A 12,504-nucleotide genomic window follows, 5' to 3' on the forward strand; every position below is an offset into this window, starting at 1 on the left:
TCAGGGTTGATGGCCAGACAGGGGCGCGTAACAAACGCCCCTTTTTTTTGAAATTTGTCATGCGGATGCCCCACGCGCGTCGTATCTCGTGGGGCGGCCGGATGGAAACCGGACGACAGGCCGGCGCGAGGCGAAGACTGATCCGCGCGCGACCGGACGACGATCTGAAACAAGGAGCATGAGAATGGCGGCAATTACCGCAAGCATGGTTGCAGAACTGCGCGCGAAGACCGACGCGCCGATGATGGAGTGCAAGAAGGCCCTGACCGAAGCCGAAGGCAACCTGGAAAAGGCCGAAGAGATCCTGCGCGTGAAGCTGGGCAACAAGGCCGGCAAGGCCGCCTCGCGCATCACCGCTGAAGGCGTGGTGGCCGCTGCTGTGGAAGGCAAGACCGGCGCGCTGGTCGAGATCAACTGCGAAACCGACTTCGTCTCGAAGAACGATTCGTTCCTGGCCTTCGCCAACTCGGTCGCAGCACTGATTGCCAAGAACAACCCGGCTGACGTTGCGGCTGTCGGCGGCCTGCCGCTGTCGCAAGACGGCTTTGGCCCGACGGTGGAAGACGTACGCGTGGGCCTGATCGGCAAGATCGGCGAGAACATGACGATCCGTCGCTTCCAGCGTTTCGAAGGCACTCAGCTGACTTCGTACCTGCACGGCACCCGCATCGGCGTGATGGTGGCATTCGAAGGCAACGAAGTGGCGGCCAAGGACGCAGCAATGCAGGCTGCCGCGATGAAGCCCGTGTCGCTGTCGGCTGACGACGTGCCTGCCGAGCTGGTCGCCAAGGAGCGCAGCGTTGCCGAGCAGAAGGCTGCAGAATCGGGCAAGCCGGCTGAAATCGTTGCCAAGATGGTCGAAGGCAGCGTGCAGAAGTATCTGAAGGAAGTCTCGCTGCTGAACCAGCCGTTCGTGAAGAACGACAAGCAGACCGTTGAGCAAATGCTCAAGGCCGCCAACACGACCGTGAAGGCTTTCACCCTGTACGTGGTGGGCGAGGGCATCGAGAAGAAGCAAGACGACTTTGCCGCTGAAGTGGCCGCCCAAGTGGCCGCCGCCAAGCAACAGGCGTAATGCTGCAGCGGCTGTCTCCAGCGGCGCGGCGAGCCGCCTTCCGGCGCAGGCCGGTAGGGTTCGTTTCCACCATTGGCGCAGCCGTATAATGCCAAACAGACAGGGCACCGAAAGGTGCCCTGTTTGCAGGTGCAGCCTGCTTGCGCGGGCATCGTTGGTGATTTTTCCGACGGCTTCCGCGCAAGAAGGTTGCGGGATGTGCGAAGTCCCCGCTTTGCACGTCGTCGTCATATCCGCAGCGTCATTTCCCCTTTCCTGTTTCCCGTACCAGGAATCGTCACGAGGATCTCCATGCCTGCCTACAAGCGCGTTCTACTCAAACTTTCCGGCGAAGCCCTGATGGGCGACGATGCCTTCGGCATCAACCGCAGCACCATCGAAGGGATGGTCAACGACATCGCTGAAATCGTGAAGCTGGGCGTGCAGGTGGCAGTGGTGATCGGCGGCGGCAACATCTTCCGCGGTGTCGCGGGCGGCGCCGCCGGCATGGACCGCGCCACGGCCGACTACATGGGCATGCTGGCCACCATGATGAACGCGCTGGCCCTGCAGGACGCCATGCGTCATGCCAACCTCGAAGGCCGCGTTCAATCGGCGCTGCGCCTGGACCAAGTGGTCGAACCGTACATCCGCCCGCGTGCCATCCGCCAGTTGGAAGAAGGCAAGATCGTGATCTTCGCCGCAGGCACCGGCAACCCGTTCTTCACGACCGACACCGCGGCGGCGCTGCGCGGCTCGGAAATCGGCGCAGAGATTGTGCTCAAGGCCACCAAGGTCGATGGGGTCTACACTGCCGATCCGAAGAAGGACCCGAGCGCCACGCGCTACACCACGATTACTTTTGACGAAGCCATTTCGCGCAACCTGCAGGTGATGGACGCGACCGCTTTCGCGCTGTGCCGCGACCAGAAGCTGCCGATCAAGGTGTTCTCGATCCAGAAGCCGGGCGCGCTCAAGCGCGTGATCCTGGGTGAAGACGAAGGCACGCTGGTGCACGTCTGAAGCCGTCGGAAAGCCGCATAGCAGGCGCCTTTTTTTACCGTTCGCTGACCCTGCGTAAATGGCGTTGGCGAGCGGCTTCCATGTAAAATCGCCTATTGTCTTTTTGGTCTTGCCGGTGCCCTGTGCCGTGTTCCGGGGTGCATGTTCGGCAGACCGCCGTTATCGTTCGGAGGAAGTATGAGCGTCGCCGATGTCAAGAAGAATGCCGAGCAGAAGATGCAGAAGTCGATCGAGGCTCTGAAGACGGATCTGGCCAAGATCCGTACTGGCCGTGCCCACACCGGTCTGCTCGATCACGTGCAAGTTGACTACTACGGCTCGATGGTGCCGATCAGCCAGGTTGCCAACGTGACGCTGGTGGACGCACGCACGATTGGCGTGCAACCGTGGGAAAAGAAGATGGTGCAAGCCGTCGAGAAGGCCATCCGTGAAGCGGACCTCGGCCTGAACCCCGCCACGATGGGCGACATCATTCGCGTGCCGACCCCCGCCCTGACCGAAGAGCGCCGAAAGGAGCTGACCAAGGTCGTGAAGGGCGAGGGCGAGGATGCCAAGGTCGCCGTGCGCAACCTGCGTCGCGATGCCAATGAACAGCTCAAGAAACTGGTGAAGGACAAGGCGATCTCGGAAGACGACGAGCGCCGCGGTGGTGACGACATCCAGAAGCTGACCGACAAGTTCGTCGCCGAGATCGACAAGCTGGTCGCCGAGAAAGACAAGGAAATCATGACGGTGTAAGGCCGTCTCCCGTCGCCGGCGCATTGGGTGCAGGCGGTGGGAAGCCCGATTCATGCATATCAGTTCCACACTGGCGGTGCCAGACACCGCCGACACGCCGCGCCACGTTGCCGTCATCATGGACGGTAACGGCCGCTGGGCCACCGAACGGCACCTGCCTCGCGTGGCCGGGCATAGCCGCGGCCTCGATGCCGTACGTGCAACCGTTGAAGCGGCTGCGCGCCGTGGCGTCGGCTACTTGACGCTGTTTGCTTTCAGCTCCGAAAACTGGCGTCGCCCGGCAGAGGAAGTCACCTTCCTCATGAAGCTGTTCATGACGGCGCTGCGTCGCGAAGTGAGCAAGCTTCATGACAACGGCATCCGCCTGCGCGTGGTGGGCGATCTGTCGGCATTTAGCCCGCGTATCCAGCTCTTGATTCGAGAAGCTGAAGCCAAGACAGCCGCCAACCCCGGGCTGACCGTCACGATTCTCGCCAACTACGGTGGGCGCTGGGACATCCTGCAGGCTATGCGCGCGTTGTTGGCAGCGCAGCCCGGCATTGCACCCGACGCCATCACAGAAGAGATGCTGGCGCCGTACATGGCGCTGTCCTATGCGCCGGAGCCGGACCTGTTCATCCGCACCGGTGGCGAGCAGCGCATCAGTAACTTTCTGCTGTGGCAGCTTGCCTATTCCGAGCTGTACTTCACCGATCGCTACTGGCCGGATTTCGATGCCGCAGAGCTCGATCGCGCTTTTGCGTGGTATCGCAACCGCGAGCGCCGCTTTGGACGCACCAGCGCGCAGCTCGACCCCGATGTTCCCCCCGCGCTGTCCGCCGGAGCCTGACACATGCTGCTGACTCGCGTCATTACCGCTGTCTGCCTGCTGATTGTCATCCTGCCCATTTTGTTTTTCGCGCCGCCCGCCGGCCTGGCCGGACTGGTGACGGTATTTGCAGCCCTCGCGGCGTGGGAGTGGGGGCGTCTCGTGCGCCTGCCCGGCTGGTGGGGCCCCATTCTCTATGCCGTCGTAGTCGTCATGCTGACGATCGCCTGGCACGACATACCCGTTCGTGGTGATGTGCGCCCGCTGTTCCATGGCGCAGTCATCGCCTGGGTGATCGCCTGGGCGCTGCTGGCAGGTGGCGTGCGCGAGTTGCATGGCACCCGCAGAATCGTTTTCGCGCTGCTTGGCTTGGTGATGTTGCCGGCGTTTGTGCATGGCGCCATTGAATTGCGCACGCACGGCGTCGCCTTTCTGCTGTCGGTCGCGTTGCTCGTGTGGGCGGCCGATGTGGGCGCGTATTTTGTCGGCAAGGCCATTGGCCGCCGCAAGCTTGCACCGACCATCAGCCCTGGTAAGTCGTGGGAAGGTGCGATCGGCGGCGCCGTGCTGGTTGCCGTGATCGCCACCGTGGCCGGCATCACGCACTGGTTTGCGCCGACGTGGTTTTCGCACCAGTTTGATCAGCGCGGCGCCGTCCTGGCCCTGGTGCTGACCATCCTGCTGGTGGTTGCAAGCGTCGGCGGCGATTTGTTTGAATCCCTGCTCAAGCGTCAGGTCGGCATGAAAGACAGCAGCCGCCTGTTGCCCGGCCACGGCGGCGTGCTCGATCGTATCGACGCGCTGCTGCCGGTGTTTCCGCTGGCTGCGCTGCTGATTTCCTGAGGCGTCCGAACATGATGCGTTTGACCGTTCTTGGCGCCACCGGCTCCATTGGCGACAGCACGCTCGACGTGGTGCGCCGTCATCCCGACAAGTACAGCGTTTTTGCGTTGACCGCCAACGCGCAGGCCGACAAGCTCGCACTGCTCTGCCGCGAGTTTCGCCCGAAGATGGCGGTGCTTGGTTCGGCGGTCGCGGCGGATGCATTGCGTGACCAGCTCGGCGCAGAGGCCGCCGGCATCGAGATCCGTTTCGGCCGCGAGGCATTGGAAGAAGCTGCGGGCCACCCCGACTGCGATGCCGTGATGGCGGCCATCGTCGGCGCAGCAGGGTTGCGCCCGACGCTCGCTGCTGTGCGCGCCGGCAAGCGCGTGCTGCTGGCCAACAAGGAGGCGCTGGTCATGTCCGGCGCGCTCTTCATGGACGCCGTGCGTCAGCATGGCGCCACCGTGCTTCCAATCGACAGCGAGCACAACGCCATCTTCCAATGCCTGCCGCAGCAAGTTCCGCAGTTCGGGCGCGGCGTGTCACGCATCGTGCTGACGGCATCGGGCGGCCCGTTCCGCACGCGCCCTGTGGAGTCTCTTGCGGATGTCACGCCAGATCAGGCGTGCGCGCATCCGAACTGGGTGATGGGGCGCAAGATCTCGGTCGATTCCGCCACCATGATGAACAAGGGGCTGGAGGTGATCGAGGCGCACTGGCTGTTCGGCGTCCCGGTCGAGCATCTCGAAGTCCTGATCCACCCGCAGAGCGTCATCCATTCGATGGTCGGCTACGACGATGGCTCCGTGCTGGCGCAGCTCGGCAACCCGGATATGCGCACGCCGATCGCCTACGGCCTGGCATATCCCGAGCGCATCGAGGCCGGCGTTGCGCTGCTCGATCTCGTCACCACGGGCGCACTGACTTTCGAGGCGCCGGACCTGCGCCGATTCCCGTGCCTGGCCTTGGCGTTCGAGGCACTGCGTGCCGGTGGTACGGCACCTGCTGCACTGAACGCGGCCAACGAGGTGGCTGTCGAGGCATTTTTGCAGCGCCGCATCCGGTTCACCGAGATTGCTGCCGTCGTGGCTGACACGCTCGCCCGCACGTCGGTCGTGCCGGCTGATTCGCTTGACACCGTTTTTGCTGCCGACGCCCAGGCGCGTCAGCAGGCCGAGCGCTATATCTCGACCGTACGCGCGCAGCTGCCGGCTGCATGAAAGCGCGCCGTCAGAGCAAGCGGGTAACATAGCGGCTTCGCGCGGGCCAGCCTCGCGCGTGCCCTTCAGTGCATCCGGAGAAGGTTTTGCAGACCGTTTTAGCGTTTGTCTTTGCGATCGCGGTACTGATCGTCATCCACGAACTGGGCCACTACAGCGTCGCGCGACTGTGCGGCGTGAAAGTGCTCCGGTTTTCCGTTGGCTTTGGCAAAGTGCTGTTCCGCCGCGTCGGTCGTGGCCCTGACCACACCGAATGGACGATCTGCGCCATTCCACTGGGCGGCTACGTCAAGATGCTCGGCGAGGGATCGCGAGACCCCGAGAAAGACCCGCCCATCCTTCCCGAAGACCTCCCACGCACCTTCGATCACCAGCCGGTCTACAAGCGATTCGCCATCGTGGCGGCTGGCCCGGTCGCCAATTTCCTTCTGGCGATTGCGCTTTACGCAGTGCTGGCATGGGTCGGCGCAATCGAGCCGTTGCCTATCCTCGGCGCTCCGCCGCCGGGCAGCATCGCCGCTCAGGCCGACTTGCGCGCCCGGGACCGGGTGATCGCTATCGGCACGGACGGCGAGACGCCGGCCTCTGTGCGCAGTTGGAGCGAGGTCCGCATGCGCTTGTACTCGGCCGGCATCGCGGGGCGCGACGCGCTTGTGCGGGTGCGCGGCGCCGATGGTGCCGAACGCACCGTCCGCCTGCATGGCTTGCCCAGCGCGGCCCGTACGCCGCAGGCCGATGTGATTGACCAGATCGGTTTGCGTCTGCTCGGCGGCCCGGTCACCATCGTCGATGTGTTGCCCTCGAGTGCCGCAGCCCGTGCGGGGTTGAGAGCCGGAGACCAAATCGTTCGCTTCGCGGGCCAGCCCGCCGATCAGGCCATGGACCTCATCCGCCAGATCCGGGCCATGCCGGAGCAGAACGCCTCGATCGATATTCTGCGCAACGATCAGCCCATGACGTTGCCTGTGCGCCCCGATGCTGACACCGACCCCAAAAACCCGACCGGCCCGAAGATCGGCAAGCTTGGTGCGCAGCTCAACCAGAAGGTGGAAACGGCGATGATCCGGGACGAGCCGGTCGCCGCACTGGGCCATGCCGTAGGCGAGGTATGGCGGACTTCGGTGCTGTCGCTGCAGGTGCTGGGCAAGATGATTGTCGGTCAGGCATCGCTGCAGAATCTGAGCGGGCCGATCACGGTGGCGGACTTTGCGGGCAAGGCGGCAAGCCTTGGCTGGCAGACGTTTGTGAGCTTTCTCGCGTTGATCAGCGTTAGTCTCGGCGTGCTCAACTTATTGCCCGTTCCGGTATTGGATGGGGGGCATTTGCTGTATTATTGCGTGGAATTTTTGACTGGCCGACCCGTGCCGGAATCCTGGCAAGCAGTCCTTCAGAAGATCGGCGTCGCCTGCATCCTGCTTCTCACTTCGCTCGCCCTGTACAACGATTTGAGTCGGTTGTTTCTGACTCGTGGCTAGACCGTATTCAAATTGGGTCAGTAAGCCGTATCGTTGCCACCGGCGTGAGCGGGCAACTCAGGGTTTTGAAAACACTCAGAAGTGGATTCCGATTGAATCCAACTAGGGGATTAGATTGATCAGACAACATCGCTTCCCGCTCAGCGTGCTGGCGGCTTCCGTGCTGACCGTCACTGCCGGTCAGGCTCATGCAGTGGAGCCGTTCGTCGTCAAGGACATTCGCGTGGAGGGGGTGCAGCGCGTCGAGCCGGGCACCGTGTTCGGCTATCTGCCCGTGAAGGTGGGTGAGACCTTCACCGACGAGAAGGGCGCCGAATCGATTCGCGCGCTTTATAACACCGGCTTCTTCAAGGACGTTCAGATCCGCTCCGAAGGCAGTGTGCTGGTGGTGCGCGTGGAAGAGCGCCCGGCGATCTCGCAGCTTGAGTTCATCGGCTTCAAGGAGTTCGACAAGGAGGCGCTGCGTCGTACGCTGCGTGGCGTTGGCGTGGCTGAGGCACGTTACTACGACAAGTCCCTCATCGACCGCGCCGAGCAGGAAATCAAGCGCCAGTATGTTTCGCGTGGTTACTACGCGGCTGAGGTGACGACCACCGTTACGCCGGTCGATGCCAACCGTGTGTCGATCACGTTCACGGTGGACGAAGGTCCGACCGCCAAGATTCGCCAGATCAATATCGTTGGCAACAAGGCCTTCAAGGAAGGCGACCTGCGCGACGAGATGCAACTGTCCACGCCAAACTGGCTGTCGTGGTACACCAAGAACGATCTGTACTCGAAGCAGAAACTCACGGCCGACCTGGAAGCGCTGCGCTCGTTCTATCTCGATCGCGGCTACCTGGAATTCGCAATCGAGTCGACCCAGGTGTCGATCACGCCGGACAAGAAGGACATCTACCTGACGCTGAACATCCACGAGGGTGAGCAGTACAAGGTGTCGGACATCAAGCTGACCGGCGAGTTGCTCGGCAAGCAGGCCGAGATGGAGAAGCTCATCAAGCTCAAGCAGGGCGATGTCTTCTCGTCGGCCAAACTGTCGTCGACCACGAAGTCGATCACCGATCTGCTCGGCACGTATGGCTACGCTTTCGCGACCATCAACCCGCAGCCGCAGATCAACCAGACGGATCGTACGGTAGCGCTGACGCTGGTCGTGGATCCGGGCCGCCGCGTGTATGTGCGTCGTGTGAACGTAGTCGGCAACAGTAAGACCCGCGATGAAGTCGTGCGCCGCGAAATGCGCCAGATGGAAGCGTCGTGGTTCGATGGCGAAAAGCTGCAACTGTCGCAGAACCGCGTGAACCGCACGGGTTACTTCACCGATGCGAACATCACGACGGAAGACGTGCCGGGTACGACCGACCAGGTCGATGTGAACGTCAACGTGACCGAGAAGCCGACCGGCCAGATCAACCTTGGCGTGGGCTTTTCGTCGACCGACAAGCTTGTGCTGTCGGCCGGCATCCGCCAGGACAACGTGTTCGGCTCCGGCACGAGCCTCGGCCTGGATGTGAACACGTCCAAGTCGAACCGCACCATTGCGGTGACGCAGTTCGATCCGTACTTCACGGTGGATGGCATCAGCCGTTCGACCGAACTGTACTACCGCACGTACCGCCCGCTGTACTACACGGGTGACCAGGACTACCGCGTCGTGCAACAGGGCGGCAACGTCAAGTTCGGGGTGCCGTTCTCGGAAACCGATACTGTCTTCTTCGGCATCGGCTACGAGCGCACGACCATCGATGTGACGTCCAACACGCCGCTGGCCTATCAGAATTACGTCGCGAAGAACGGCCGTATCACCAACAACTTCCCGATCACCATCGGCTGGTCGAAGGATCAGCGTGATAGCGCCTTGGTGCCGACGCGTGGCCGCTACCAGCAGGCCAACCTGGAGTTCGGCATCCCGGGCGGCGATCTGCAGTACTTCCGCGCGTATTACCAGCACCAGTATTTCTACCCGCTGTCGAAGTCGTTCACGATGGCGTTCAACAACGAAATCGGTTACGGCCACGGTTACGGCGGCAAGGACTTCCCGGTCTTCAAGAACTACTACGCAGGCGGTATCGGCTCGGTGCGCGGTTACGAAACCAGCACGCTGGGCCCGCGCGACGCCAATGGCGTGGCTATCGGCGGCGCCAGCAAGTTCGTCGGCAACGTGGAATTCATTTTCCCGCTGCCGGGTTCGGGCGTGGACCGCACAGTTCGCCTGTTTACGTTCTTTGACTACGGTAACGTGTTCGCCGAAGGTCAGCCGTACAAGCTGGGCGACATGCGTTACTCGACCGGTTTCGGTCTGTCGTGGCTGTCGCCGATCGGTCCGCTCAAGATCAGCATGGGCTTCCCGATCAAGCGCAAGACCGAAGATCAAACGCAACGCTTCCAGTTCCAGATCGGGACTGCATTCTAATGACTGCATTCATCATGAAATCCACGCGCATCACGTTGTCCCGCATGGGCGTGTCGGCTGCTTTCGCCGCACTTGCCGCCGCAAGCTTTGCGCTGCCGGCCACGGCGCAGGAAGCGCGCATCGCTGCCGTCAATTCCGAGCGCATCCTGCGCGACTCGCAACCTGCCAAGGCCGCTCAGGCCAAGCTGGAAACCGAGTTCGCCAAGCGCGACCGCGAGCTGCAGGACATGGCCGCAAAGCTCAAAAGCATGTCGGACAAGCTCGACAAGGACTCTGCTGTCTTGGCCGATTCCGATCGCACCCGCCGTCAGCGTGAATTGTCGGACCTCGACCGCGACTTCCAACGCAAGCAGCGCGAATTCCGTGAGGACCTGAACCAGCGCCGCAACGAAGAGCTGGCCCAGGTGCTCGAGCGCGCCAACCGCGTGATCCGCTCGATTGCCGAGCAGCGCAAGTACGATCTGATCGTGCAAGAAGCCGTGTACGTGAACCCGCGCATCGACATCACGGACGAAGTGCTCAAGGCGCTGAATTCGCAATCGGCCAAATGAGGTTGTTCGCATGTCGTTTTCGCTTGGTGAACTTGCTGCGTCGCTCGGCGCGACCGTCCAGGGTGACGCAGGCCTGATCGTCAAGTCGATCGCGCCGCTGGATCAAGCGGGCGCCGATCAGCTCGCTTTTCTCTCCAATCCGCTGTACCTCAATCAGGCTGTGAGTTCCGGTGCCGGGGCGATCATCGTGTCGCCCCGTGACCTGGAAACCCTCGAAAGCCAAGGCCACGCCGATGGCCGCAACTGGCTGATCGCGGCCAATCCGTATGCGGCGTTTGCTCGCGTTGCTCAGCGCTTTGTTGCGCTGGCGGCGCGCCCCGTCGTGCCGGGCATCCACCCGACTGCCAGCGTGGAAGAGGGCGCCACGGTGCCGGCGTCATGCTCTATCGGCCCGAACGTCACCATCGAAGCTGGCGCGGTCCTCGGCGAGCGCGTTCGCATTGCTGGCAACAGTTTCGTTGGCGCCGGTGCCCGCATTGGCGATGATTCGCTGATCTACGCGAACGTTTCGATCTACCACGGCTGCGAGATTGGTGCGCGCTGCATTCTGCATAGCGGGGTCGTGATCGGCGCGGATGGTTTCGGCTTTGCCCCGGACTTCGGTCCGCAAGGCGGCGAATGGGTGAAGATTCCGCAGGTCGGCCGAGCAGTGATTGGCGACGACGTAGAGATCGGTGCGAACACCGCCATCGACCGCGGCGCGATGGCCGATACGGTGGTCGAGCAAGGCTGCAAGATCGATAACCAGGTGCAGATCGCGCATAACGTGCATGTGGGCGCCTATACCGTGATCGCCGGCTGCGCTGCCATTTCTGGCAGTACGAAGATCGGGCGCTACTGCATTATCGGCGGCGCGGCCAATTTTGCCGGCCACCTGACCATTGCTGATCGTGTGACCGTCTCAGGCGGCACTTCGATTACCAAATCCATTACCAAGCCCGGTGGCCACTTCACCAGCGTTTTCCCGTTCATGCCGCACGGCGACTGGGAGCGTAACGCGGCCATCGTCCGAGGCCTGACGCGCATGCGCGAACGGTTGCAACAACTCGAACAGCGGGTCAAAGACCTGAAGTAACAATCATGACCGAAGCAACGAATGCGACGAGCGCGGCCCCCAGCCTTGTCAGCGATTTCAACATCAAGAAGATTCTCGACCTGCTGCCGCATCGCTACCCGATGCTGCTGGTTGATCGCGTGATTTCGCTGGAGCCGCGCAAGTCGATTACGGCCATCAAGAACGTGACGTTCAACGAGCCGTTCTTCAACGGCCACTTCCCCGGTCACCCTGTGATGCCGGGCGTGTTGATGCTCGAGGCGCTGGCGCAAACTGCTGCGCTGCTAACCTTTGGTGAGGCCGATCACGAGCGCAAGGAAAACCAGTTGTACCTGTTCGTGAGCATCGATGGTGCGCGTTTCAAGCGCCAGGTGACGCCGGGCGATCAGCTTGTGATGACGGCCGAGTTGCTGCGCTCGAAGAGCGGTATGTGGAAGTTCAAGGTGTACGGAAAGGTTGACGGCGAAATCGCTGTGGAAGCCGAAATCATGTGTGCCGTGCGCGAAGACAAGTCCAAGGGCGAGGCATGACGCAAGCACAGAAGATCCACCCGACCGCGCAGATCGATCCGAAGGCCGAACTGGATTCGAGCGTCGAGATCGGTGCGTTCACGGTCGTGGGCCCGAACGTGCGGATGGGTGCAGGCACGCGTGTCGGCCACCATACGGTGGTCGAGGGCTACACGACGCTGGGCCGAGACAACAGCATTGGCCACTTTGCATCGGTGGGCGGCCGTCCGCAGGATATGAAGTATCGCGATGAGCCGACGCAACTGATCGTCGGCGAGCGCAATACCATCCGCGAATTCACCACGATCCATACTGGCACGGCGCAGGATGCCGGTATCACGTCGATCGGCGATGACAACTGGATCATGGCCTACGTGCACATCGCGCACGATTGCCGCGTGGGTAACCACACGGTGTTCTCGAGCAATGCGCAGATCGCGGGCCACGTGGAAGTCGGTGACTGGGCGATCCTCGGCGGCATGTCGGGCGTGCATCAGTTCGTGCGCATCGGCGCGCATGCCATGCTGGGTGGCGCATCGGCACTGGTGCAGGATCTGCCGCCGTTCGTGATCGCCGCAAGCGACAAGGGCGGCAACAAGGCTGCGCCGCACGGCATCAACGTGGAGGGCCTTCGTCGCCGCGGCTTTACGGCCGAGCAGATCACCGGTCTGCGCCAGGCGTACAAGCTGCTCTACAAGAGCGATCTGAGCTTTGATCAGGCCAAGGCGGAAATCGCCGCGCAGATCGCTCAGGCGGATGACGCCCCGACCCGCGAGGTATTGACCGCATTTGCTGATTTCATTGCCGCCACCAAGCGCGGCATCGTGCGTTGAG

12 protein-coding genes are annotated in these 12,504 nt (G+C 62.4%); all 12 read left to right on the forward strand.

Translation table 11 applies throughout. The features are described from left to right. Positions 1-184 precede the first annotated feature (184 nt). The gene (tsf, locus tag N5B55_RS07070; RefSeq protein WP_304539592.1) at positions 185-1,075 is read left to right on the forward strand and encodes a translation elongation factor Ts; all 891 of its coding nucleotides are present in this window, start codon (positions 185-187) and stop codon (positions 1,073-1,075) included. Positions 1,076-1,366: 291 nt separating this feature from the next. After that, positions 1,367-2,077: a UMP kinase gene (gene pyrH / locus N5B55_RS07075; protein WP_009238238.1), complete on the forward strand. Its 711-nt coding sequence runs from the start codon at positions 1,367-1,369 to the stop codon at positions 2,075-2,077. A gap of 177 nt (positions 2,078-2,254) precedes the next feature. Continuing rightward, positions 2,255-2,815: a ribosome recycling factor gene (gene frr / locus N5B55_RS07080; RefSeq protein ID WP_009238237.1), complete on the forward strand. Its 561-nt coding sequence runs from the start codon at positions 2,255-2,257 to the stop codon at positions 2,813-2,815. Between the two features lie 52 nt (positions 2,816-2,867). Next, complete coding sequence (gene uppS / locus N5B55_RS07085) at positions 2,868-3,644, forward strand: polyprenyl diphosphate synthase (RefSeq protein WP_009238236.1); 777 nt, start codon at positions 2,868-2,870, stop codon at positions 3,642-3,644. 3 nt (positions 3,645-3,647) lie between these two features. Further along, complete coding sequence (locus tag N5B55_RS07090) at positions 3,648-4,466, forward strand: phosphatidate cytidylyltransferase (protein ID WP_304539593.1); 819 nt, start codon at positions 3,648-3,650, stop codon at positions 4,464-4,466. 11 nt (positions 4,467-4,477) lie between these two features. Continuing rightward, positions 4,478-5,668, forward strand: a complete 1,191-nt coding sequence (gene ispC, locus N5B55_RS07095) for a 1-deoxy-D-xylulose-5-phosphate reductoisomerase (RefSeq protein ID WP_304539594.1) — start codon at positions 4,478-4,480, stop codon at positions 5,666-5,668. 86 nt (positions 5,669-5,754) lie between these two features. Next, positions 5,755-7,143: an RIP metalloprotease RseP gene (gene rseP / locus N5B55_RS07100; RefSeq protein WP_304539771.1), complete on the forward strand. Its 1,389-nt coding sequence runs from the start codon at positions 5,755-5,757 to the stop codon at positions 7,141-7,143. Positions 7,144-7,258: 115 nt separating this feature from the next. After that, on the forward strand, positions 7,259-9,556 hold the full coding sequence (gene bamA, locus N5B55_RS07105) for an outer membrane protein assembly factor BamA (RefSeq protein WP_304539595.1): 2,298 nt from the start codon (positions 7,259-7,261) through the stop codon (positions 9,554-9,556). Further along, positions 9,556-10,107: an OmpH family outer membrane protein gene (locus N5B55_RS07110; RefSeq protein ID WP_065854839.1), complete on the forward strand. Its 552-nt coding sequence runs from the start codon at positions 9,556-9,558 to the stop codon at positions 10,105-10,107. The genes bamA and N5B55_RS07110 overlap by 1 nt, the downstream gene beginning before the upstream one ends. A 10-nt stretch (positions 10,108-10,117) precedes the next feature. After that, positions 10,118-11,182 (forward strand): UDP-3-O-(3-hydroxymyristoyl)glucosamine N-acyltransferase, encoded by a 1,065-nt coding sequence (lpxD, locus tag N5B55_RS07115; RefSeq protein ID WP_304539596.1) that lies wholly within the window; start codon positions 10,118-10,120, stop codon positions 11,180-11,182. Positions 11,183-11,187: 5 nt separating this feature from the next. Continuing rightward, positions 11,188-11,691 (forward strand): 3-hydroxyacyl-ACP dehydratase FabZ, encoded by a 504-nt coding sequence (gene fabZ / locus N5B55_RS07120; RefSeq protein ID WP_065854843.1) that lies wholly within the window; start codon positions 11,188-11,190, stop codon positions 11,689-11,691. Further along, on the forward strand, positions 11,688-12,503 hold the full coding sequence (gene lpxA / locus N5B55_RS07125) for an acyl-ACP--UDP-N-acetylglucosamine O-acyltransferase (protein WP_304539597.1): 816 nt from the start codon (positions 11,688-11,690) through the stop codon (positions 12,501-12,503). Before fabZ ends, lpxA begins: the two co-directional genes overlap by 4 nt. Position 12,504 lies beyond the last annotated feature (1 nt).

The organism is Ralstonia pickettii (assembly GCF_030582395.1).
GTDB classification, from domain to species: domain Bacteria; phylum Pseudomonadota; class Gammaproteobacteria; order Burkholderiales; family Burkholderiaceae; genus Ralstonia; species Ralstonia pickettii_D.